We start from the raw sequence: 22,086 nt of genomic DNA, 5'->3' as shown, positions 1-22,086 counted from the left end.
CTAATACAATTTGGGTCGCGGCGGCGCGATGAATGCTGAAACAAGTGCAGCATGACGGGGAGTGCAAATGACTTAAAGCGTCCCCACAATCGCCCGGGCGGCCTCATCAGGATCTTCAGCCTTGGTAATGGGGCGACCGATCACAAGCACCGAGGCGCCGTCATCGCGGGCCTGGCGCGGCGTTACGGCGCGTTTTTGATCGCCCATGGCTGCCCCTGCGGGACGCAGGCCGGGGACAACGAAAAAACCGTCCTTCCAGCTTTTGCGCACAGCCTTTACCTCATGGCCTGAACAGACAATGCCGTCGAGCCCGGCCTCTTGCGCCAGTGCGGCGAGCCTTGCGACCTGAATGTCGGGGGCATCGTCGACGCCGACACGGTTGAGGTCATGGTCGTCAAGGCTGGTCAACACGGTGACGCCAACAACCTTGGTATGCAAACCGGCGGCTGCCTTGGCATCCTCCATCATTGCGCGCCCGCCGCTGGCATGGATGGTGACAATTGCGGGTTCGAGCACGTTGATCGCCTGCATCGCCTTGGCGACGGTGTTGGGGATATCATGCAGCTTGAGGTCGAGGAAAATCGGAAGGCCGAGTTTCTGCACCTCATGCACGCCATGATGGCCATTGGCGCAGAAAAACTCGAGGCCCAGTTTCACCCCGCCGACATGTGCCTTGATCCGGCGGGTCAGATCGAGCGCGTCGTCCAGGCGAGGGGTGTCGATTGCGACGTAGAGTGGATTGCTCATGCCGCGCTCTCCGACGTTGCAGTGGGGGCCGGGAAATTCGCTGCCATGGTTTTTGCTCCGCTTTCCAATGTCGCAATCCGGCGGTTCAGCCGGTAATGCACGGTGCGATGCCAGATCCAGAGTGGCAGAAAACCGAGCAAAAAGCTTGCGGCGATCACGGCAGGCAGCTTGCTTTCCAGCCACAGGTCGTTCCACAATTTCATCGATACGGGCTGCCAGTTGTTGATCGCAAAAACAGCAAAGCCGGTAACGAAAATGACCCAGAAAAGGGTTTTAAGGAACGACATTCGCAGCTTCTCCTTGGCTTGTTTGTAAACAGCTTAAGGGAAGGGGGGCAAGGTTTCCAGCCCTGTTAACATGTCGCCCCAACGAAGGCTGGGGCCGCGGTCGGTTTATCCAACGGTTTAGGCGTCAACCTTTTGCGGCCCCTGTCTGGGTGCAGGCGACGGTTTACCCGAAAACCCGCGCGAAAATCGTGTCGACATGTTTCAGATGATAGCCAAGGTCGAACTTCTCCTCAATTTCTTGAGGAGACAGCGCCTTGGTTACGTCGGGATCCGCCTTCAGCAGTTCGAGCAACGACAATTGGCCGTCTGATTCCCAGACTTTCATCGCATTACGCTGGACCAGAACATAGCTGTCTTCGCGGCTGACGCCGGCTTGGGTGAGTGCAAGCAGAACCCGCTGCGAGTGGACGAGGCCACCCATCTTGTCCAAATTCTTCTGCATCCGCTCGGGATAAACGAGCAGCTTGTCGACAACGCCGGTCAGGCGTCCGAGTGCGAAATCGAGCGTGATCGTCGCATCGGGGCCGATATAGCGTTCGACCGAGCTGTGGCTGATATCGCGTTCATGCCAGAGTGCGACATTCTCCATTGCCGGCATCGCATAGCTGCGCACCATTCGGGCAAGTCCGGTCAGATTTTCGGTCAATACAGGGTTGCGCTTGTGCGGCATTGCCGACGAGCCTTTCTGGCCGGGCGAGAAATATTCTTCCGCTTCCAGCACTTCGGTACGCTGCAAATGGCGAATTTCGACGGAAAGACGCTCGATTGACGAAGCGATGACGCCCAAAGTCGCAAAGAACATGGCATGGCGATCACGCGGGATAACCTGCGTCGAGACAGGTTCAACCGACAGGCCGAGTTTTTCTGCGACATGTTCTTCGACGCGGGGGTCGATATTGGCGAAGGTACCGACCGCGCCCGAAATTGCGCAGGTGGCGACATCCTTGCGTGCGGCGATCAGGCGATCCTTGCAGCGCGAAAATTCGGCATAGGCTTCCGCCATTTTAAGGCCAAAGGTCACCGGTTCAGCGTGGATGCCATGGCTGCGGCCGATGCACGGCGTCATTTTATGTTCAAAGGCACGGCGCTTAATGGCCTCCAGCAGCGCGTCAAGATCGGCAAGCAGCAGGTCTGATGCGCGCGCCAGTTGCACGGCAAGGCAGGTGTCGAGCACATCCGAGCTGGTCATGCCCTGATGCATGAAGCGGGCTTCGTCACCAACCTTTTCGGCGACCCATGTAAGGAAAGCGATCACGTCATGCTTGGTCACTGCCTCGATCGCGTCGATGGCTGCGACGTCGATGGACGGGTTGGTAGCCCACCATTTCCAAAGCGCCTCTGCCGCCGATTGGGGAACAACGCCGAGATCGGCCAGCGCCTGTGTTGCATGGGCCTCAATTTCGAACCAGATTTTCAGCCGGTTCTCTGGCTCCCAAATGGCGACCATGTCGGGGCGGGCGTAGCGGGGGACCATGTGCAGGCTTTCTTATGGAGGGTTGGAGTCGCCCGCGCCGTTAGCAGCATGTGGCGATGATCACAAATCTGTGGATTGATGCACAAGGTGCTTTGCGCGGACTCTCTGTGCCGCTATCGCGGCGGCAATGTCCGATATTACCGACACCGACATCCCTGCCGAGGATCCGTTTGACCAGATTGTCAACGCGCCGTTCGACGCTGCAATGTCGGAGCGCTATCTGATCTATGCCATGTCGACGATTACGGCACGGTCATTGCCTGACCTGCGCGACGGTCTGAAGCCTGTGCACCGCCGCCTTTTGTGGGCGATGCGGCAGCTGAAGCTTGATCCGGCCAATGGTTATAAGAAATGCGCGCGCGTTGTCGGCGACGTTATCGGTAAATATCACCCGCATGGCGACCAATCGGTTTATGACGCGATGGTGCGCCTCGCGCAGACATTTTCGCTGCGCTATCCGCTTGTCGACGGGCAGGGCAATTTCGGCAATATCGACGGTGATAATGCCGCTGCCTACCGGTACACAGAGGCGCGGCTGACCAAGACGGCGATTGAGCTGATGGCCGGCCTTGATGAAAATGCCGCCGACTTCCGCCCGACCTACAATGGCGAGGATGAAGAACCGGAAGTCATGCCCGGTCTTTTCCCCAACCTGTTGGCCAATGGTGCAAGCGGGATCGCGGTCGGCATGGCGACAAGCATTCCGTCGCACAATGCGGCCGAGATAATCGATGCGGCGATGCTGTTGATTGATGAGCCCAAGGCCAGTCATGAACAATTGATGCAGATCGTCCAGGGTCCGGATTTTGCAACCGGGGGGGTCTTGGTTGACAGCCGCGAGACGATTAGCGCTGCCTATGCAAGCGGCCGCGGCGCGTTGCGGTTGCGGGCGCGCTTCCATGCCGAAAGCGCAAAGGAAACGGCAGACCGCGATGCCGGGATTGAACGACTGCCCGGCGGCACCTGGCAGCTGGTGATTTCCGAAATCCCCTATCAGGTTCAGAAGGGCAAGCTGATCGAGCAGATCGCGCAGCTTATCGCCGACAAGAAACTGCCGATCCTTGACGATGTGCGCGACGAATCCGATGCCGAAATTCGCATCGTGCTGGTTCCCAAGAGCCGCAATGTCGACCCTGAAGACCTCAAAAATGCGCTGTTCCGTCTGACGGATCTGGAAACCCGCTTCGGTCTTAACATGAACGTGCTCGATGCCAATCGCGTCCCGCGTGTCATGGGGTTGGGCGAAGTGCTGCGCGAATGGCTGACACACCAGATTGACGTGCTGGTCCGCCGCTCGCAGCATCGCCTTGAGAAGATCGATAACCGCCTCGAACTGCTCGACGGTTATATCATTGCCTATCTCAATCTTGACCGGATCATCGAGATCATCCGAACCGAGGATGAGCCCAAGCCGGTGATGATGGCAGAATTTGGCCTGAATGACCGACAAGCCGAGGCGATACTCAACATGCGCCTGCGCAGCTTGCGCAAGCTTGAAGAAATGGAATTGCGCCGCGAACGCGATGAGCTGACGGCCGAGCGCGAGGAACTGGTGAAGCTGCTCGAAAGCCCCGCGCGGCAGCGCACGCGGCTCAAGAAAGATCTGACCAAATTGCGCGCTGGCTATGCAGAGGAAACCGCGCTGGGCCGCCGCCGTACGTCGTTGATCGAGGCCGCACCTGCGCGTGAAATCGCGTTGGAAGCATTTGTCGAACGCGAGCCGGTGACCGTCATTCTGTCTAAGCGCGGCTGGATCAAGGCGATGAAGGGCCATGCCGATCTGTCCGTCAAGGCAGAGTATAAATTCAAGGAAGGCGATGCGCTGGCGCAGGTCTTCCATACGCAGACCACCGACAAGATCCTTGTCGTAACCGCAAATGGCCGTTTTTACACGATCGGAGCTGATAAGCTGCCCGGTGCGCGCGGATTTGGCGAACCATTGGGTACGATGATCGATATCGAGGCGGGCAATGACATCCTTACGCTGATCCCCGTTATGGCAGGCGGACGCATTTTGCTTGCGGCATCGACCGGCAAGGGGTTTGTCTGCAAGATGGAAGATGTCGTTGCCGAAACCCGCAAGGGCCGCGGCGTCGTGACGCTGAAGCCGGGAACAAGATTGACGGTCGTGCGCCTGCTGCCCGCTGCGCCCGCTGATGGCATTGATGACCGCTATCTTGCGGTGGTCGGCGATAACCGCAAACTTGTCGTGTTTCCGCTGAACGAAGTGCCCGAAATGGCGAAGGGTCAGGGCGTCACCCTGCAACGCTACAAGGATGGCGGCCTTTCCGATGCGAAATGCTTCCGCCTGAGCGAGGGGCTGAGCTGGGCGATGGGCGGAGAAGGAAACCGGACCCGCACCGAGACGGACCTGACGCAATGGCGCGTTGCGCGCGGCGCGGCTGGACGGCTGCCGCCGCAGGGCTTTCCGCGCAACAACCGTTTCGATTGATTTCGGCCGGCAAATCAGCCGGGCATTGAACCCAAAGCCTCTGCCACAAGTCGCTCGGCGATTTCACGCGTCCGGGATTGGGTGGGGAAATTCTCTTCGATCCATTGCCGCTCAATCGCCTGCAGCGTGCGCGCAACCATCGGCCCCTGACGCATTCCCATCTCTATCAGATCTCCGCCTTTGATCGGCAGTTGCGGCGGTTCCCAGCCATGAAGCGCTTCAAGTGCTTCGCCGAGTCCCTCATCGCCATGATGCAACAGGATATGACTGCGCGCATTGCCCGTGCCCAGACGGTAGGCGAGTTGACGTGCTGTTGTGACGCCATGGTCTGTCTTGGCAAGGACGGCAAGATCGGCACGCATCCTGTTGGACAGTTTCAGCCGTGCGGCAATCTTTTCGACCAGCATCGGGTCGGTCGGGAGCAATGCGCTGAGCCGGCGGACGGCAAGGGGGGCAATATCGGCGGTGTGCTCACGATCGACCAGACGGGCAAGGCGCAGCGCGGCGCCGGTTGCAAGTTCAGGTAGAAAGGCCGAAAAAATATCGGCATCCACCATTGCGGAAACCACAGGGGCAGGATTTGTCACGGCGAGTAATTTGCGCAATTCGTCTGCGATCCGTTCACGTGACAAGGCCATCAATTTGCTGGCATTTGCCCGCGCCGCCGACAGCGCGTCAGGATCGATCGGGCCCTTGCCGAAACGGGCGTGGAACCGGAACAGCCGCAATATGCGAAGATGATCTTCGGCAATGCGTTGCCCGGCATCCCCGATGAAGCGGACAAGGCCTGACTCGAGATCGGCCAGCCCGCCGAAATAGTCGATAATCTTGCCATCGTCGGGGTCGGCATAAAGAGCGTTTATCGTGAAATCGCGCCGCGCGGCATCCTCCTGCCAGTCGCTTGAAAAGGCGACGGTGGCGCGCCGTCCGTCGGTTTCCACGTCTCGGCGCAAGGTGGTGATCTCAAATGTTCGGCCGTCTGAAACGGCGGTGATCGTGCCATGGTCGATACCGGTCGGCACGGCCTTGATCCGCGCAGCCTCCAATCGCTGAACAATGTCTTCGGGCAGCAACGGCGTGGCAAGATCGACGTCTGAAACAGCAAGGCCCAGCAAGGCATCGCGCACCGCGCCACCAACTATTCTGGGGGGCGCGCCATCTACGCGCAGGCTGTCGACCACTTTGCGAAAAGCGGGGTCGTTGAGCCATTCGGTGTCGGGAAGCCGCGTCATGATGCCCCCGTCAATCGCCGCGCCAGATTGGCGATGATGCCTGCTGTGACGCCCCAGATGCGGCGGCCCTGCCATTCCATGTCATAATAACTGCGCCTCTGCCCCTGCCACTCGACATGTCTTTGGGCGTAATTGGCGCGATCAAACAATATTGCGAGCGGCACTTCAAACCATTCCGCAACCTCTTCGGGATTGGGTGCCAAGGGAACATCCGCTGGCACGACGCCAATCACCGGAGTGATCCGATAACCGCTGCCGGAGCGATATTCGTCGGCATGTCCTAACACCTCAACAAGATGGCGGGGCAGGGCAATTTCCTCCTCCGCCTCGCGCAGCGCAGCGGCCACGGCATTTTCGTCGGTCTCGTCAATCTTGCCGCCGGGAAAGGCGACTTGCCCTGCATGGCTGCGCAGCCAGTCTGGCCGCTGCGTCAGGATAACGCCTGGCTCGCTGCGGTCCGTGATCGGCACGAGAACAGCAGCCGCGCGATAATCGCCGCGATGTCGGGGGAATTCCCGTTCATCCTCTACCTCGATGGCACGCGAAGGGTGCAATGCCTCACGGAATTGGGCCTTCCAGGTCATGCGGCAGGCACCAGTGGATAGAAAATGCCTCCGCTCCACACGCCCGGATGATCCGGGCTTTCGGAAAGCGCGCGTTCGACCATTTCATAATAAAGCGGGCGTGATGCACGCGCCCACAGGCCGCCGCGCACATGCAAATAGGGCACATCGGTGCCTTCAAACAGGCGCATCTCGATCCCGTGATCGGGGCCCGCAAAAACAAGATCATCGCTGTTCAGGCGAAAAGCGATGCGCGCGTCTTCGCCCTTGCCTTCGCTTGTCGCCTCGACCGCGATGAAGGGCACATCTTCGACCTTTATGTGCAGTTTTTCCTGCGGGGTGACGAGCCAGTATCCGCCATCTGCCTCGCGCTTCAAAAGGCTTGAAAAGGCGCGCACCATTGCCGGTCGACGGATTTCGCCACCTTGATGATACCAGCGGCCGTCAGCGGCGATGTACATTTCGCTGTCGCCGGTCTTTTCTGGGGCCCACCGGTCAACAGGCGGCAATTTGCGTGCGGCGACAAGCTCCGCGATCTGGGCAAGGCTTAATTGCCCGATATCGGGGGGTGCGTCATAGGGCATCGCAATCCTCCTCTATCATTCCATCGATCGGCAGCCCCGCATTTTCGGTGTTGCGGGCAAGCAGGCGATGCGGATCCCATGGGCCGGGCAGGGTCCATCCTGCCGTCGCGTCCGCCGAGAAGCCAAAGCGCTTATAATATTCCAGGTCGCCAATCATCACCATCGCAGGATTGTCGAGATTGCGAGACTGATCCAGCATCAGATGCATCAACTGATGGCCGATACCTGCACCTTGATGGTCGGGACGCACGGCGACCGGGCCAACCAGCACCAGGCGCGATGCGCCGATGCGCACCGGCCAGCACTGGATCGCACCGATGATGTCCTCGCCATCCATGACCGCCCATGACAGCGAGGGCATGATCCTGCCGCGCGTTCGCAACAGATAGGCGGTGCGCGATTTCCGGTCATCCCCGAACGCAAGGTCAAGCAGATGCTCTATCGCAGGCGCGGGTACGGCAGAAAGCGGCAGGGTTTTGAACGCCATCAACGGGCCTATGCGTGCAGTGCCGGGACAATGCCCAGCGCCCGACGGCAGAGATGCGCGCCAAAGCGCGAAAGGGCCGAAAAGGTGCGGGCGCGGGGGCTATTTACATCGGACATGCCGTCGGCCTTGTCAGTGGAGGCAGGCTTTGTCCATGATTTTTGCGCCTTAGCCAAGGAACTCCGTGCGATGCGAATTCGTTTGGTTTTTCGTGGGCTTGGGCTAAATTCGTCTTAACACCCAGGGCGGAGAAAAAGACATGCAAAGCGAAGACAGGCCGGACGTCGCATCACCAGCGAGCCAAGCACAGGCGGCGCCTGCACAGTCTGCGGCGGATACCGCAGCCCCTGACAAGGCGGCAACTTCGCCAATGAAAGGCAGAAATTGGGGCGGCATTACCGTCTTTGTTCTCGGCGCTGGATCGATCCTTTTGGCGCTTCTGGCTGGCCTCGGTTCCGGTTGGGGGCTTTGGGAATTCCGCTTTGGTTTTCTGTTGTTGATGGCCGCCTTTGGTGTGGCGATCGCCGCCTTGCTGATTGGCGTTGGTATAGGCTGGTGGGCGCGGCGCAAGGGCCGGGTTTCACCCCGTCCGATACGCTGGATCGGAATGGCGCTGGGCGGCGCGCTCGCGCTTTGGCTGTTGAGCTTTGCCTATACCGCCCGCACCGTGCCGGCGATCCATGACATTTCCACTGACCTTGCCGATCCGCCGCAGTTCAAGGCGCTGGCATTGCGAGCAGATTATCTCGACCAGATACCGGGCGCAGAGGATCCCGAAATGCGCGGCATGAACCCGTTGCAGCGCTGGGCCGCGATCCATGCCAAAGCATATGGCGATATCCGTTCGGTCCGTATCGCCATGCCCTTGGCAGAGGCTGTGGCCAAGGCCGAACGGCTCGCTCAGCTGCGCGGCTGGTCAATCGCGGTCGCTGATCCGGTCGAGGGCCGGCTTGAAGCCACCGACACCACCCGCTTTTTCCGTTTCAAGGATGACGTCGTTGTCCGCATCCGTCCGACCGAAGATGGCAGTGGCAGCATTGTCGACATGCGTTCCATCAGCCGTGTCGGCGTCAGCGATCTTGGCGTGAACGCAAAGCGGGTGCGCAGCTTCCTTGCGGATATGGCGGGGACGAACCCCGCCGGCTGACCCCGCTGTGCCTTATTTCTTTGGCGTCAGTTTCAACAGGCGCCCCTGCGACCCGCGAATGCCGTCTTCCAATATCCAGACGGCACCGTCTGGGCCTTGTTCGATTTCACGGATGCGTGCGCCCATGTCCCATTCGTCGGCTTTTTCGGCCTTGTTGCCCTTGATCTGCACGCGCACCAGAGATTTAGCGCTGAGCCCGCCGATGAACATCGAATTCTTCCACGCCGGGAACAGTTTGCCGTCATAGAACATCAGTCCCGCGGGCGAGATGGCAGGGTTCCAATAAACCGCAGGCGCTTCAAAGCCGTCACCCGGCGCATGGTCGGGGATGATCTTGCCGTCATAATGGTCGCCATTGGAGACCTTCGGATAACCGTAATTTGCGCCTTTTTTAACAAGGTTCAGTTCGTCGCCATGCGCCGGGCCCATTTCTTGGTTCCAGAGCTGACCCTTGTTATCAAATGCAAGACCCAACGGGTTGCGATGACCCAATGACCAAATTTCGGACTTCACTGGATTTGCGGCATCGTAAAAGGGATTGTCTTTCGGAACCGACCCATCGGGGTAGAGTCGCAGCACCTTGCCCAGATTGCCGTTCATATCCTGCGCCGGATCGAATTTCTGACGCTCACCCGATGCGATAAAAAGATATTTGCCGTCGGGCGAAAAGGCGAGGCGATGGCCATAATGGCCGCGGCCGGTGACCTTCGGATTTTGTTTCCAGATGATTTTCAGGTCTGACAGCGCGGGTTTATCGCTCTTTACGTCAAGCTTGGCCATGCCGACTACGGCACCGCGCGTGTCATTTTCACCAGCCTCTACCCAGCTCAGATAGACATGACCGGTCTTTGCATAATCCGGGGCGAGGATGATGTCGCCAAGCCCGCCCTGGCCGCCATAATCAACCGCGGGGACCCCGCCGACTTCGGCGATCAGGCCATCGGGTTGCCAAAGAAGCAGCTTGCCTTTTTTCTCGGTGATTAGTGCATAGGCCGTGCCCGGAACGAATGTCATCGCCCAGGGCTCATCGAAATCGGCTTGTACGCTGACATCAAACGGTAAGTCCGACGATTTTTCGATCGCGTTGACAGGCGCCGGGCTGCATGCCGCTGCGAACAGGGCCGAAGCCGCGAGAAGGGTGATGCGGTTCATTGACAAACTCTCCTTGGAAACATCCTGAACAGGAAAATGGGTATCGACTATCGCCGTCGCAACTCCCCCTTGCATTTTGTCGATCATGCGCCTAGTTGGGCTTTATCCCGACATTGTTAGACACTGAAGGGGCTGGCGCCGAAAGGGGCCGGCGCTCTCCGCCATTTCATTTGTTGCATATAATTCTGGAACGACATGCCTGATCTTGAACAGTTGAGCACCCTGATTGAACCCGAAGCCAAGGCGCTGGGTTTTGATCTGGTGCGCGTTGCCTGGATCAAGGGTGACGAACCGACATTGCAGATCATGGCAGAGCGCCCCGAAACGCGGCAGCTGAATATTGATGATTGCGCGGCATTGTCACACCGCATTTCCGACAAGTTTGACGAGCTTGACCCGATCGAAGAGGCCTATCGCCTTGAGGTAAGCTCCCCCGGCATCGACCGGCCGCTGACCCGCCTGAAGGATTTTGCCGACTGGGCAGGGCATGAAGCCCGGATCGAGCTTGCCGAGCTTTCCGACGGACGCAAACGCTTTCGCGGCGATTTGATCGGCGTCGAAGGCGATACCGTGTTGATTGATGATGGCGGCCGACATCAGATTGCCTTCACCCAGATTGAATCCGCCAAGCTGGTCTTGACAGACCGGCTGATTGCGTCGACTGCCCCGATCGATATCGGCGGCGCAGACGAAATTGACGACGAAACCACCGAACAGGAACAGGAAGACTAAAGCGATGGCGACACCCATAGCTGCAAATAAGGCTGAACTGCTGGCGATTGCCAATGCCGTGGCCAGCGAGAAGATGATCGACAAGGCGATCGTCGTTGAAGCGCTTGAAGAAGCGATCCAGCGCGCGGCTCGCGCCCGTTACGGTGCCGAAAATGATATTCGCGCCAAGCTGGATACCCAGACCGGTGATCTGCGTCTGTGGCGCGTCGTCGAAGTCGTCGAAGAAGTCGATGACTATTTCAAGCAGGTCGATCTGAAACAGGCTGAAAAGCTGCAAAAAGGTGCTGCGGTTGGCGACTTTATCGTCGATCCTTTGCCGCCGGTTGATCTCGGTCGTATCGATGCGCAGTCCGCCAAGCAGGTCATCTTCCAGAAGGTTCGCGATGCAGAGCGCGAGCGCCAATATGAAGAATTCAAGGACCGTGCTGGCGAAGTCATTACCGGCGTCGTAAAATCGGTGGAGTTCGGCCATGTTGTTGTCGATCTGGGCCGCGCCGAAGGTGTGATCCGCCGCGACCAGCAGATTCCACGCGAAGTCGTTCGTAATGGCGATCGCGTTCGTGCGCTGATCCTGAAGGTTGTCCGCGAAAATCGCGGTCCGCAAATCCTTCTCAGCCGCGCACATCCCGATTTCATGAAAAAGCTGTTCGCGCAGGAAGTGCCTGAAATTTACGACGGCATCATCGAAATTAAGGCCGCAGCCCGCGATCCGGGCAGCCGCGCCAAGATCGGCGTGATCAGCTATGATAGCTCGATCGATCCGGTCGGTGCCTGCGTTGGTATGAAGGGTAGCCGCGTGCAGGCCGTCGTTCAGGAAATGCAGGGCGAAAAAATCGACATCATTCCTTGGTCGGATGATGCCGCGACCTTCATCGTCAACGCCTTGCAGCCGGCAACCGTCAGCCGCGTGGTCATCGATGAGGAAGAAGGTCGTATCGAGGTTGTCGTTCCTGATGACCAGTTGAGCCTTGCAATTGGCCGCCGCGGCCAGAATGTCCGTCTCGCCAGCCAGCTTACCGGCCGCGCGATCGACATCATGACCGAGGCTGAATCGAGCGAGAAGCGCCAGAAGGAATTTGTCGAGCGGTCCGAAATGTTCCAGCAGGAACTCGACGTCGATGAAACACTGGCCCAGTTGCTGGTGGCAGAAGGCTTTAGCGAGCTTGAGGAAGTCGCCTATGTTGCCGTCGATGAAATCGCCGGCATCGAAGGGTTTGACGAAGAGCTCGCCGAAGAGTTGCAGAACCGCGCGATCGAAGCGCTGGATCGCAAGGAAGAGGCCGCACGCACCACACGTCGCGAATTGGGTGTTGAAGATGCACTGGGTGAACTGCCGCATCTGACCGAAGCCATGCTGGTCACGCTCGGTAAGGCCGGCATCAAGACGCTGGATGACCTTGCCGATCTCGCGACCGACGAATTGGTCCAGAAAGGTCGTACCGAGCAACGCCGCAGCGACAATAACCGTCGTAGCAACCGTGGCGATGAAAAGCCGGGTATCCTCGCCAGCTTTGGGCTGAGCGAAGAACAGGGCAATGAAATCATCATGGCCGCGCGTGCGCACTGGTTCGATGATGAGCCCGAAGCCAATGGGGAGGACGCCATTGCCGCGGAAACCTCCCAATGAGGACCCTCACGCTCCTGTAAGGAAGTGCATATTGTCGGGGGAGCGGGTGCCACAGCACCTGCTCGTTCGGCTTGCGCTTGGTCCTGATGGCCAGATCATGCCGGATATTCACGGCAAGGCCCCCGGTCGCGGGGCTTGGATCGGTGTGCCGGCAGACGAACTCGAAGCGGCCGGAACGAAAGGCAAGCTTTCGGGCCAGTTGAAGCGCGCATTCAAGATTTCGCAGATCATTATTCCCGATGATCTTGCCGAACGGATCCGGTCTGGCCTTGAAAAGGCGACGATGGATCGTCTTGGTCTGGAGGCGCGTTCCAGCAATCTGGTGTCCGGCGCTGAAAAGGTTGATGCAGCGGCCCGTTCAGGCGCTGTGGCATTGTTGCTTCATGCGGAAGACGCAAGCGATGATGGCAGAGGCAAACGCGATCAAAGCTGGCGTGTCGGCCTTGGCGAAGAAGGCAGCGGCAAGACCGGGGTCAAACTTCCGGTTGACCGTAATGCGCTTTCGGCCGCATTGGGACGGGGAAACGCCGTGCATGTAGCAATCACGGACGAACGTGCGGCGGAACGGGTGAAACATCATCTCGACCGCTGGCTTTATTTCATCGGATGCAGTAACGCGCCCGGCGTCGCTTCGGCGAACGTCCGTGCAGGTAATGCGCCGCGCAATACGGATAGTTAAAGGCAAGGTCTGTTTACATGAGTGACGAAAACGAAAACAAACCGACACTGGGTCGCAGGCCGCTTGGTCTCAAACCCCGGATCGAGTCGGGTGAAGTGAAGCAGACCTTTAGCCACGGCCGCACCAATAAGGTTGTGGTTGAGGTGAAGCGCAAGAAGCTTGTCGGCAAGCCGGGCTATACCCCCGAAGCCGAGGTTGCTGCTCCGCCGCCGCCACCTCCGCCACCACCCCCGCCGCCGCCTGCAGCTGCGCCCGCCCGTTCGCCTGTTCCAAGCGGAGAAACCCCGCAGGAGCGCGTTGCGCGCCTGCAGCGTGAGGCCGAGGAAGATCGTCTGCGTCTTACCGAAGAAGCCAATCGCCGCGAACAGGAAGAGCGCCAGCGCGCTGCCGAGGAAGAACGGCGCCGTGCGGAAGAGAATCGCCGTGAAGCGGCAGAAGGCCCCAAGGTTGCAGCCGAAGCTGCGCCAGAGGCTGCGCCTGTCGAAGCGGCTCCCGCTGACCAGCCTGTCGCCGCCGAAGCCGGGCAGGCTTCGCCGCCGCCGGCGCGCCGCTTTACACCCGTGGAATCGCCGAAGCGCCCGCCTGCTCCGGTGGAGCGCGAGCGCGAAGAAGCGAAAAAGGTACCGCACAAGCCGAGCCGCGATCGCGCGGCGGACAATCGCCGCCAGTCAGGCAAGCTGACCGTTACGCGTGCGCTTGACGATGATGAAGGTGCACGTGCCCGCTCACTCGCTGCGCTGAAGCGCGCGCGTGAAAAGGAACGCCGTTCGCACATGTCGGGCATGCAGCGCGATGCGCAGCCCAAACAGGTACGTGACGTTGTCGTTCCCGAAGCTATAACTGTGCAGGAACTTGCAAACCGTATGGCCGAAAAAGGCAGCGACCTTGTGAAGTCGCTGTTCAAAATGGGCATGCCGGTGACGCTGACTCAGACGATCGATCAGGATACAGCCGAACTGCTCGTCACCGAATTTGGCCACAATATTACCCGCGTTTCCGACGCTGACGTCGATATCGTACATGACGACGACGTTGATGCATCCGAAACGCTGAAGGCGCGTCCGCCGGTCGTGACCGTGATGGGCCATGTCGATCACGGCAAGACCAGCCTTCTTGATGCGCTGCGCGGGGCGAAGGTGCAGGCTGGCGAAGCCGGCGGCATCACCCAGCATATCGGTGCCTATCAGGTGAAGGCAAAGGGCGGTGAGTTGATCACTTTCCTCGACACGCCGGGCCACGAGGCCTTTACCGAAATGCGCGCACGCGGTGCGATGGTCACAGACATTATCATCTTGGTCGTTGCCGCTGATGACGGCATCATGCCGCAGACGATCGAGGCGATTAATCACGCCAAGACTGCCGGCGTGCCGATGATCGTTGCGATCAACAAGTGCGACAAGGATGGTGCTAACCCGCAGCGCATCCGCGAACGTCTGCTCGAACATGAAATCGTGGTCGAGAAAATGGGCGGTGAAGTGCAGGATGTCGAAATCTCCGCCCTCAAAAAGACCGGCCTTGACGATCTGCTTGAAAAGCTTGCGCTGCAGGCAGAGCTGATGGAACTGAAAGCCAATCCGGATCGTACCGCTGAAGCGGTGGTGGTCGAAGCGAAGCTCGACAAGGGACGCGGCGCGGTCGCAACCTTGCTGGTGCGTCGCGGTACGCTGAAGACCGGAGATGTTTTCGTTGTCGGCGCAGAGTCGGGCAAGGTTCGTGCCTTGATCAATGACAAGGGTCAGCAGGTGAAGCTGGCAACGCCGTCCATGCCGGTAGAAGTCCTTGGTCTTTCGGGCGTTCCCGGTGCTGGCGAGATCCTGACTGTCGTTGAAAACGAAGCCCGCGCCCGCGAAGTTGCTGCTTTCCGCAAGGAACAGGCAAAGCTGAAGCGGACCACGCAGGCACCGGTCTCGGTCGACAATATGTTCTCGGCTCTCTCGGCCAATCGCGCCAAGGAATATGCAGTCGTCGTCAAGGCGGATGTGCAGGGGTCAGTCGAAGCGATCGTCAACGCGCTGCACAAGATTTCGACCGATGAGATCAAGGTCCGCGTGCTGCAGTCGGGTGTCGGTGCAATCACCGAAAGCGATGTGAACCTGGCCAATGCGTCCAAGGCACCGATCATCGGCTTCAACGTCCGTCCCAATGCGAAGGCCCGCGAGATTGCGGAGCGCGAAAAGACGCGGTTCAAATATTTCGACGTGATTTATCACCTTACCGAAGATGTCGCCAAGGAAATGGCCGGCATTCTTGGCCCCGAAATCATCGAAACCGTTGTTGGCCGCGCGAAGATCCAGGACGTGTTCAACGCAGGGAAGAAGGACAAAGCAGCAGGTCTGCTCGTCCTCGAAGGCCATATCCGCAAGGGCTATCACACGCGCCTTACCCGCGACGATGTTATCGTTTCGAAGACGGTCATTGCCTCGCTGCGTCGCTTCAAGGACGATGTTGATGAAGTGCGCGCCGGGCTTGAATGCGGCGTTGTTCTTCAGGATACGAACGACATCAAAGCGGGCGATATGCTCGAAATCTTTGAAGTCGAGGAGCGCGAACGCACGCTGTGAGCGAGTTTCTGGGAAATGGCGGTCCGCATGTCGAGCTGATGGGGGCGAAGTTTATCGACTTCGATCCCGTCACCGAGACAATTACCATGCGTTTCTTTGCGCCGGATAGCTTCATCACACCGCGCGGCGGGGTGCAGGGTGGTTTGGTCGCTGGATTTCTTGATGAAGCCATGGGCTGGGCGCATGTTCAGGCCAGCAAAGGCAAAGAGGCTCCACTCAACCTTGAAATCGCGATGACCTTGCTCAAGCTGATCCCGCCCGGGCCGCTTGTGGGCAAGGGGCGCGTTATCCGTCGCGGACGTCGTGCGGTATTTCTTGAAGGCGAATTGTGGGACGAAAGTTGGACAACGCTATATGCGCGCGCCACCTCGACAGCTTTGCCCACGCCGGTGCCAGGGCAGGAGGACTGATGGCACGTCATAACGAAACCCCTGAAGGGCGTTCGGTCCGTCTGTTGCGCGTTGGCGAACAGGTGCGCCATGTGTTGTCTGATGTTTTGGCGCGCGGCGCGGTGCATGATGATGTGCTGACCAGCCATAGCGTCAGCATCACCGAAGTGCGCATGTCGCCCGATCTTCGTCACGCAACGGTTTTCGTGAAGCCTTTATTGGGTGCAGATGAAGCCGATGTGCTCAAAGCATTGCGCACCAACACCGCCTTTTTGCAGCGCGAAGTCGCGACCCGCGTTCGCATGAAATATGCGGCCAAGCTTAAATTTCTTGCTGATGAAAGCTTTGACGAAGCCAGCAATATCGAGCGCCTGCTTTCCGACCCGAAGGTCGCACAGGATTTGGCCGACTACGAGGATTAAGCCGGCACCAATTTGGTGCGGATGCTGATCGTCACCTTTTTTCCGACAATCAACGAATAGGCCGTCATCCCAAAATCCTTGCGGTTGATCGTTGTAACGCCCGTCAGCCGGATCGGCTCCTTTAGCGAAGTGGTCGACGGGGGAGCGGAAAAACTGACATTCAGGGTAACGGGGCGGGTAACGCCGCGCGCCGTCAAATTGCCGCGCACGATGCCGCTGGTCTGCGTCGCCATCGATAGATCGGTGCCTTGAAAGCGGACGGTGGGATATTTTGCCACGTTGAAAAAGGCATCGCCTTTCAAACGGTTGGTTGTCAGACTGTCATCGGCGCGCAGCTGCGTCGCATCGATCATGACATCAAGGTTGATCCGGTCCATCGCGTCGGGCGTGAGCGCAACGGTGCCGCGCACTGCGGGGAACAGCGCCTTGCGATTGCCAATCCCCATGAAAGCCACCTTGGCGTCGACCGAACTGGCCCCGGCATCTATGGTGAAATTATAGGATGACGTCGCGCCGGCAATGGCTGCGCCAAAAAGCAGTGCGGCCGCGATCGCCCATCGGGCAGCTTTCCACTGCATTCTTTGTCTCCCTGATTGCGATCCTTGGCCAACATGGCAGATAGCGGATGACTCGTCCATGAACCAAAGACAGGCATCAGTGTGGCCAAAATATATTTTTACTATTCCTCGATGAATGCAGGCAAATCGACCACATTGCTGCAGGCCGATTTCAACTATCGCGAACGCGGGATGGAAACGATGGTCTGGACGGCGGCGCTCGATGACCGATACGGGCAGGGCTATGTTACATCCCGCATCGGGCTTCGCGCCGAAGCGCACAAGTTCACGCCCGAAACCGACCTGCTGGTCGCCATATCATCGGAACATGAAGGCCGGCCGCTTGCCTGTGTGATGATCGACGAAGCGCAGTTCCTCTCCCGCGAACAGGTATTGCAATTGGCGCGGATTGCCGATGAGGCGAATATTCCCATACTCTGCTATGGTCTTCGTACCGATTTTGCCGCCGATCTCTTTCCAGGCTCGGCAGCACTGCTTGGACTCGCCGACACATTGGTCGAGTTGAAGGCGGTCTGCCATTGCGGGCGCAAGTCGACGATGAACCTGCGCGTGGATGGTGCAGGGCGCGCGGTGATTGACGGGCAGCAGACCGAAATCGGCGGAAACGACCGTTATGTTGCAATGTGCCGCAAGCATTTCATGGAGGCGCGACAAGATTCGGCCGCTCATGCAGCGTTAAGCTTGGAAAGTACATGATATCATCATGCGAAAGATGATCACCGCAACGCTGTTTGCGACCATTATGACCAGTGCGGTCTTTGCAGGGAAAGACGGGGCGCCTGCTTGGCCCGAATATGGTGTGGAGGCGAGCATACCCTTTGCCGACAGCGGCGGCATTCGTGATTTCGAAACTAACGAAGATCGCGGTATCTGGATCGAGGATCGCCAGCGCCGCTGGTATTATGCCAGCTTCATCGGGTCTTGCCCACGGCTCGATCATGCGATGGCAATCGGTTTCGACACGCGCGGCTCGACCAATTTTGACAAATTCGGCGCGGTTGTGACCGGTGATGACCGCTGCGCAATTGCCAGCCTTGTTACCGCCGAAAAGCCCTTGCCGCGCAAGGAGCGCCTGAAACTGCGCAAGGCAGCCCGCGAAGAGGGGCGCAAGGCCGTCGCCCCCAAGGATTGACAGCCCGGGCAGCGCTCCCCATGGCCGGCCCATGCATGGCTGGATCATTTTGGACAAACCGGTAGGCCTTGGCTCGACCCAGGCAGTTGCCGCAGTAAAGCGCAATCTGCGCGAAGCGGGCCATGGCAAGGTTAAGGTCGGCCATGGCGGGACGCTGGACCCTCTGGCGAGCGGGGTGCTTCCAATCGCTTTGGGCGAAGCGACCAAATTGTGTGGCCGTATGCTTGATGCGTCCAAAGCCTATGATTTCACCATCAGCTTCGGCGAGGAAACTGCAGGGCTGGATGCCGAGGGTGAGGTGGTTTTGACTTCGGATGTACGGCCAACGCTTGATCAGATCATGGCGGTTCTTCCAGAGTTTACCGGTGCGATCGATCAGATTCCGCCCGCTTTCTCTGCGATCAAGATTGACGGTAAGCGTGCTTATGATCGCGCAAGGGCCGGGGAAACGGTCGAGATGAAGGCGCGGCGTGTGACGATCTTGTCGCTGTGCATTGCCGCTTCGTCCGCTAGCCGGGACGCGGATACCGTCGCGGCAGTCACGCTGTCCGCACATGTCTCCAAGGGTACCTACATTCGTTCGCTCGCGCGAGATATTGCCTATGCGCTCGGCACAGTAGGGCATGTCACCATGCTCCGCCGCACACAGGCCGGGCCGTTCGCCCTTGTTCAGGCGATTTCGCTGGACAAACTCAACGAAATCGGTAAAGGCGCGCCCCTAGAAGACATTATCTTGCCGTTGGAGGCAGGGCTGGTCGACATCCCGGCTCTTGATCTCTCCCCGGATGCGGCAAGGGCGATCCGTCAGGGTCGCGTCTTGACCGGGGTTGCCACGAAAGATGGGCTATATTGGGGGCGTGGGCCGGATTTACGACCTGTTGCCTTGGTGGAGCACATCGGCGGTGAGTTAAGATCCGTTCGTGGCTTTAATCTTTAAAACACGATGTTCGAAGGAAAAAACATGTCTATTACGGCAGAACGCAAAGCCGAAGTGATCCAGAGCAACGCCCGCGCAGAAGGCGATACCGGTTCGCCGGAAGTCCAGGTTGCGATCCTTACCGATCGTATCAAGGCGCTGACCGAGCATTTCAAGGATCATCACAAGGACAATCACAGCCGTCGTGGCCTACTGCAGATGGTCAACAAGCGTCGTTCGCTTCTGGACTATCTGAAGCGCAAGGATGTGGATCGCTACAATGCGCTGATTTCGAAGCTTGGTCTTCGCAAATAAGATTTCGGAGCGGCCCTTTTGGGCCGCTTCTCGCATATGGGGTTTGCTTTGAGCGCGCATGATCGTGCTCGCAGGGACCATAAGCAAAGATTGGGGCGGGCCTGCAATGAGGCAGGCGAGCCGCAAGGGGCAGGTAAATGCCCCAGCCGGACCGGGACGGACTACCCGGAAAAAAGAGGCCCCTTCGCGCAATAGGGCGGAAGGGTTACAAGGAATAATCCATGTTTGATGTAAAGACAGTATCGCTGGAGTGGGGCGGACAGACCCTCACTCTGGAAACGGGCAAGGTTGCCCGTCAGGCCGACGGCGCAGTTATCGCGACCCTTGGCGAAACCGTGGTTCTTTGCGCGGTCACCGCTGCAAAGTCGGTAAAGGACGGGCAGGACTTTTTCCCGCTGACCGTGCATTATCAGGAAAAATATTCGGCAGCTGGCCGCATTCCTGGTGGCTTTTTCAAGCGTGAACGCGGTGCGACCGAAAAGGAAACGCTGGTTTCGCGTTTGATCGATCGCCCGATCCGTCCGCTTTTCCCCGAAGGTTTCTACAACGAAATCAACGCTATCGCTCAGGTTCTGAGCTATGATGGCGAAAATGAACCCGATATTCTTGCGATGATCGCCGCTTCGGCTGCGCTGACCATTTCGGGCGTTCCCTTCATGGGGCCGATCGGCGCAGCACGCGTCGGCTATCTCAACGGCGAATATATCCTCAACCCGACCGACGAACAGGTTGCCGAAGGTGACCTCGATCTGGTCGTTGCGGCAACCTATGACGCGGTGATGATGGTTGAATCCGAAGCCAATGAGCTTTCGGAAGAAATCATGCTCGGCGCCGTCATGTTTGCGCATGATGCCTGCCGCGAAGTGATCAAGGCGATCGTCAAGCTTGCCGAACAGGCAGCCAAGGATCCTTGGGAGCTCGACGCTGGCGACGATAATGCCAAGCTGAAAGACAAGCTGAAGAAGCTGATCGGCAAGGATATTGAAGCGGCCTATAAGCTGACCAACAAGTCGGAACGTTCGAACGCCCTGAACGCAGCACGCGATAAGGCGAAGACAATGCTTGCCGAAGACGGTCTGGGCCCCCAGCAGGTAATGGCGGGTATCAAGCTCACCAAGAAGCTGGAAGCCGATATCGTCCGTGGGGCGATCCTGAAGACTGGCAAGCGTATTGACGGCCGTACGACGACACAGATTCGTCCGATCGTCGCCGAAACGCATTTCCTGCCACGTGCGCACGGTTCGGCTCTGTTCACCCGTGGTGAAACGCAGACGATTGCCACCTGTACCCTTGGCACCAAGGATGCAGAGCAGATGATCGACGGCCTCAACGGCCTGCATTATGAGCATTTCATGCTGCACTATAACTTCCCGCCCTATTCGGTTGGCGAAGTTGGTCGTTTCGGTGCGCCCGGCCGCCGCGAAGTTGGCCATGGCAAGCTGGCATGGCGAGCGCTGCACCCCGTGCTTCCGACCAAGGACGAGTTTCCCTACACGATCCGCCTGACCAGCGACATCACCGAATCGAACGGTTCGTCGTCGATGGCGTCGGTTTGCGGTGGCAGCCTTGCGATGATGGACGCTGGCGTTCCCATCAAGCGCCCGGTTTCGGGTATCGCCATGGGCCTTATCCTTGAAGGCAAAGATTTCGCGATCCTGAGCGATATCCTTGGTGACGAAGACCATCTGGGTGACATGGATTTCAAGGTCGGTGGTACCGAACTTGGCATCACTACCATGCAGATGGACATCAAGATTGCTGGCATCACCCGCGAGATTTTCGAAGCGGCGTTGACGCAGGCGAAAGATGGTCGTGCCCATATCCTTGGCGAAATGAACAAGGCCCTGGGTGCAACGCGCAGCGAGCTTTCGGCCCATGCGCCGCGCATTGAGACGATGCAGATCGACAAGGCGAAGATTCGCGACATCATCGGCACCGGTGGCAAGGTGATCCGCGAGATCGTGGCCCAGACGGGTGCCAAGGTCGACATTGACGATGAAGGTCTGATCAAGATCAGCTCGTCCGACCTGTCGCAGATCGAAGCTGCCCGTAAGTGGATTTCGGGCATCGTTGAAGAAGCTGAAGTCGGCAAGATCTACGACGGCAAGGTCGTGAACATCGTCGATTTCGGTGCGTTCGTAAACTTCATGGGTGGCAAGGACGGCCTCGTCCACGTTTCCGAAATGCGCAATGAGCGCGTCGAAAAGCCAACCGACGTCGTTTCCGAAGGCATGGATGTGAAGGTCAAGGTTCTCGAGATCGATCCGCGTGGCAAGGTTCGCCTGTCGATGCGCGTTGTTGATCAGGAAACCGGCGAAGAACTGGAAGACACCCGTCCGCCCCGCGAACCGCGTGAACGCGGCGATCGTGGCGATCGTGGTGATCGCGGTCCCCGTCGTGATCGTGGCGGCCGTGATGGTGGGCGTGATGGCGGCCGTGGCCGTGATCGTGGCCCGCGCCGCGAACGCTCTGAAGGTGGCGAGGGCGGTGACCCGAACCATGTTCCGGATTTTCTGAAGGATTGATCCTTCCATAATCGAACAAGGAAGGGCTGCCATCGGCGGCCCTTTTTTGTGTCTGTCTTATGGTCTTGCTGGCCACAGGCGCGGCTCT

The 22,086-nt window shown here is 58.8% G+C and carries 22 protein-coding genes; 13 read left to right on the top strand and 9 right to left on the bottom strand.

Annotation, left to right across the window (positions count from 1 at the left end):
- Positions 1 to 72: 72 nt before the first annotated feature.
- The 3 genes from pyrF to purB form a co-directional block, all read right to left on the bottom strand.
- Complete coding sequence (gene pyrF, locus RSE16_11410) at positions 73 to 747, bottom strand: orotidine-5'-phosphate decarboxylase (protein ID WRH75310.1); 675 nt, start codon at positions 745 to 747, stop codon at positions 73 to 75.
- Complete coding sequence (locus tag RSE16_11405; protein WRH75309.1) at positions 744 to 1,034, bottom strand: DUF1049 domain-containing protein; 291 nt, start codon at positions 1,032 to 1,034, stop codon at positions 744 to 746. Before RSE16_11405 ends, pyrF begins: the two co-directional genes overlap by 4 nt.
- 163 nt (positions 1,035 to 1,197) lie before the next feature.
- Positions 1,198 to 2,508 (bottom strand): adenylosuccinate lyase, encoded by a 1,311-nt coding sequence (gene purB / locus RSE16_11400; protein ID WRH75308.1) that lies wholly within the window; start codon positions 2,506 to 2,508, stop codon positions 1,198 to 1,200.
- A gap of 127 nt (positions 2,509 to 2,635) precedes the next feature.
- Here purB and parC point away from each other — a divergent pair, with 127 nt between their 5' ends.
- A complete protein-coding gene (gene parC / locus RSE16_11395) occupies positions 2,636 to 4,960 on the top strand; it encodes a DNA topoisomerase IV subunit A (GenBank protein ID WRH75307.1) in 2,325 nt (774 codons plus the stop codon).
- 14 nt (positions 4,961 to 4,974) lie between these two features.
- On the opposite strand, the gene RSE16_11390 is transcribed toward parC, so the two are convergent.
- Genes RSE16_11390 through RSE16_11375 form a run of 4 tightly spaced genes read right to left on the bottom strand, consistent with a single transcriptional unit; the run spans position 4,975 to position 7,826 of the window.
- Positions 4,975 to 6,192, bottom strand: a complete 1,218-nt coding sequence (locus RSE16_11390; protein ID WRH75306.1) for a CCA tRNA nucleotidyltransferase — start codon at positions 6,190 to 6,192, stop codon at positions 4,975 to 4,977.
- Positions 6,189 to 6,776: a CoA pyrophosphatase gene (locus RSE16_11385; protein ID WRH75305.1), complete on the bottom strand. Its 588-nt coding sequence runs from the start codon at positions 6,774 to 6,776 to the stop codon at positions 6,189 to 6,191. The genes RSE16_11390 and RSE16_11385 overlap by 4 nt, the downstream gene beginning before the upstream one ends.
- Positions 6,773 to 7,339, bottom strand: coding sequence for a DUF1285 domain-containing protein (locus tag RSE16_11380; GenBank protein WRH75304.1), 567 nt, complete (start codon positions 7,337 to 7,339; stop codon positions 6,773 to 6,775). The genes RSE16_11385 and RSE16_11380 overlap by 4 nt, the downstream gene beginning before the upstream one ends.
- A complete protein-coding gene (locus tag RSE16_11375; GenBank protein WRH75303.1) occupies positions 7,329 to 7,826 on the bottom strand; it encodes an N-acetyltransferase in 498 nt (165 codons plus the stop codon). Before RSE16_11375 ends, RSE16_11380 begins: the two co-directional genes overlap by 11 nt.
- Before the next feature lie 367 nt (positions 7,827 to 8,193).
- Between RSE16_11375 and RSE16_11370 the strand changes: the two genes are divergently transcribed.
- On the top strand, positions 8,194 to 8,970 hold the full coding sequence (locus RSE16_11370; GenBank protein WRH75302.1) for a DUF1499 domain-containing protein: 777 nt from the start codon (positions 8,194 to 8,196) through the stop codon (positions 8,968 to 8,970).
- Positions 8,971 to 8,982: 12 nt separating this feature from the next.
- Here the strand turns inward: RSE16_11370 and RSE16_11365 are convergent, their stop codons facing one another.
- A complete protein-coding gene (locus RSE16_11365; GenBank protein WRH75301.1) occupies positions 8,983 to 10,122 on the bottom strand; it encodes a PQQ-dependent sugar dehydrogenase in 1,140 nt (379 codons plus the stop codon).
- A 195-nt stretch (positions 10,123 to 10,317) separates the two neighbouring features.
- Here RSE16_11365 and rimP point away from each other — a divergent pair, with 195 nt between their 5' ends.
- From rimP to rbfA, 6 genes are read left to right on the top strand one after another with little or no spacing between them, the layout of a single operon-like run.
- Entirely contained in the window at positions 10,318 to 10,854 is a 537-nt protein-coding gene (rimP, locus tag RSE16_11360; GenBank protein WRH75300.1) for a ribosome maturation protein RimP, read from the top strand.
- Positions 10,855 to 10,858: 4 nt separating this feature from the next.
- Positions 10,859 to 12,481: a transcription termination factor NusA gene (gene nusA / locus RSE16_11355; GenBank protein ID WRH75299.1), complete on the top strand. Its 1,623-nt coding sequence runs from the start codon at positions 10,859 to 10,861 to the stop codon at positions 12,479 to 12,481.
- Between the two features lie 31 nt (positions 12,482 to 12,512).
- Positions 12,513 to 13,160, top strand: coding sequence for a DUF448 domain-containing protein (locus RSE16_11350; GenBank protein ID WRH75298.1), 648 nt, complete (start codon positions 12,513 to 12,515; stop codon positions 13,158 to 13,160).
- A gap of 17 nt (positions 13,161 to 13,177) precedes the next feature.
- Entirely contained in the window at positions 13,178 to 15,721 is a 2,544-nt protein-coding gene (gene infB, locus RSE16_11345) for a translation initiation factor IF-2 (protein ID WRH75297.1), read from the top strand.
- Positions 15,718 to 16,131, top strand: coding sequence for a PaaI family thioesterase (locus RSE16_11340; GenBank protein WRH75296.1), 414 nt, complete (start codon positions 15,718 to 15,720; stop codon positions 16,129 to 16,131). Before infB ends, RSE16_11340 begins: the two co-directional genes overlap by 4 nt.
- Entirely contained in the window at positions 16,131 to 16,532 is a 402-nt protein-coding gene (gene rbfA / locus RSE16_11335) for a 30S ribosome-binding factor RbfA (GenBank protein WRH75295.1), read from the top strand. The genes RSE16_11340 and rbfA overlap by 1 nt, the downstream gene beginning before the upstream one ends.
- Here the strand turns inward: rbfA and RSE16_11330 are convergent.
- A complete protein-coding gene (locus RSE16_11330) occupies positions 16,529 to 17,110 on the bottom strand; it encodes a YceI family protein (GenBank protein WRH75294.1) in 582 nt (193 codons plus the stop codon). The two genes, rbfA and RSE16_11330, sit on opposite strands and share 4 nt — an antisense overlap.
- A gap of 81 nt (positions 17,111 to 17,191) precedes the next feature.
- Between RSE16_11330 and RSE16_11325 the strand changes: the two genes are divergently transcribed.
- From RSE16_11325 to pnp, 5 genes are all read left to right on the top strand, one after another.
- On the top strand, positions 17,192 to 17,806 hold the full coding sequence (locus RSE16_11325; GenBank protein WRH75293.1) for a thymidine kinase: 615 nt from the start codon (positions 17,192 to 17,194) through the stop codon (positions 17,804 to 17,806).
- A gap of 7 nt (positions 17,807 to 17,813) precedes the next feature.
- A complete protein-coding gene (locus tag RSE16_11320) occupies positions 17,814 to 18,242 on the top strand; it encodes a DUF6491 family protein (GenBank protein ID WRH75292.1) in 429 nt (142 codons plus the stop codon).
- Between the two features lie 31 nt (positions 18,243 to 18,273).
- The gene (gene truB, locus RSE16_11315) at positions 18,274 to 19,179 is read left to right on the top strand and encodes a tRNA pseudouridine(55) synthase TruB (GenBank protein ID WRH75291.1); all 906 of its coding nucleotides are present in this window, start codon (positions 18,274 to 18,276) and stop codon (positions 19,177 to 19,179) included.
- Between the two features lie 24 nt (positions 19,180 to 19,203).
- Positions 19,204 to 19,473, top strand: coding sequence for a 30S ribosomal protein S15 (rpsO, locus tag RSE16_11310; GenBank protein WRH75290.1), 270 nt, complete (start codon positions 19,204 to 19,206; stop codon positions 19,471 to 19,473).
- A gap of 221 nt (positions 19,474 to 19,694) precedes the next feature.
- Positions 19,695 to 21,998, top strand: a complete 2,304-nt coding sequence (pnp, locus tag RSE16_11305) for a polyribonucleotide nucleotidyltransferase (protein ID WRH75289.1) — start codon at positions 19,695 to 19,697, stop codon at positions 21,996 to 21,998.
- Positions 21,999 to 22,086: the final 88 nt, after the last annotated feature.

The sequence above is a fragment of the Sphingobium sp. genome (assembly GCA_035196065.1).
Classification (GTDB): Bacteria; Pseudomonadota; Alphaproteobacteria; order Sphingomonadales; family Sphingomonadaceae; genus Sphingorhabdus_B; species Sphingorhabdus_B rara.
Note: the sequence above shows the minus strand (reverse complement) of the source record. Positions and strands in the feature narration are given on the sequence as shown.

Excerpts from the sequence above, each read along its gene's own strand:
- pyrF (WRH75310.1), bottom strand. The coding sequence starts at position 747 with ATGAGCAATCCACTCTACGTCGCAATCGACACCCCTCGCCTGGACGAC.
- RSE16_11405 (WRH75309.1), bottom strand. The coding sequence starts at position 1,034 with ATGTCGTTCCTTAAAACCCTTTTCTGGGTCATTTTCGTTACCGGCTTT.
- purB (WRH75308.1), bottom strand. The coding sequence starts at position 2,508 with ATGGTCCCCCGCTACGCCCGCCCCGACATGGTCGCCATTTGGGAGCCA.
- parC (WRH75307.1), top strand. The coding sequence starts at position 2,636 with ATGTCCGATATTACCGACACCGACATCCCTGCCGAGGATCCGTTTGAC.
- RSE16_11390 (WRH75306.1), bottom strand. The coding sequence starts at position 6,192 with ATGACGCGGCTTCCCGACACCGAATGGCTCAACGACCCCGCTTTTCGC.
- RSE16_11385 (WRH75305.1), bottom strand. The coding sequence starts at position 6,776 with ATGACCTGGAAGGCCCAATTCCGTGAGGCATTGCACCCTTCGCGTGCC.
- RSE16_11380 (WRH75304.1), bottom strand. The coding sequence starts at position 7,339 with ATGCCCTATGACGCACCCCCCGATATCGGGCAATTAAGCCTTGCCCAG.
- RSE16_11375 (WRH75303.1), bottom strand. The coding sequence starts at position 7,826 with ATGGCGTTCAAAACCCTGCCGCTTTCTGCCGTACCCGCGCCTGCGATA.
- RSE16_11370 (WRH75302.1), top strand. The coding sequence starts at position 8,194 with ATGAAAGGCAGAAATTGGGGCGGCATTACCGTCTTTGTTCTCGGCGCT.
- RSE16_11365 (WRH75301.1), bottom strand. The coding sequence starts at position 10,122 with ATGAACCGCATCACCCTTCTCGCGGCTTCGGCCCTGTTCGCAGCGGCA.
- rimP (WRH75300.1), top strand. The coding sequence starts at position 10,318 with ATGCCTGATCTTGAACAGTTGAGCACCCTGATTGAACCCGAAGCCAAG.
- nusA (WRH75299.1), top strand. The coding sequence starts at position 10,859 with ATGGCGACACCCATAGCTGCAAATAAGGCTGAACTGCTGGCGATTGCC.
- infB (WRH75297.1), top strand. The coding sequence starts at position 13,178 with ATGAGTGACGAAAACGAAAACAAACCGACACTGGGTCGCAGGCCGCTT.
- rbfA (WRH75295.1), top strand. The coding sequence starts at position 16,131 with ATGGCACGTCATAACGAAACCCCTGAAGGGCGTTCGGTCCGTCTGTTG.
- RSE16_11330 (WRH75294.1), bottom strand. The coding sequence starts at position 17,110 with ATGCAGTGGAAAGCTGCCCGATGGGCGATCGCGGCCGCACTGCTTTTT.
- RSE16_11320 (WRH75292.1), top strand. The coding sequence starts at position 17,814 with ATGCGAAAGATGATCACCGCAACGCTGTTTGCGACCATTATGACCAGT.
- truB (WRH75291.1), top strand. The coding sequence starts at position 18,274 with ATGCATGGCTGGATCATTTTGGACAAACCGGTAGGCCTTGGCTCGACC.
- rpsO (WRH75290.1), top strand. The coding sequence starts at position 19,204 with ATGTCTATTACGGCAGAACGCAAAGCCGAAGTGATCCAGAGCAACGCC.
- pnp (WRH75289.1), top strand. The coding sequence starts at position 19,695 with ATGTTTGATGTAAAGACAGTATCGCTGGAGTGGGGCGGACAGACCCTC.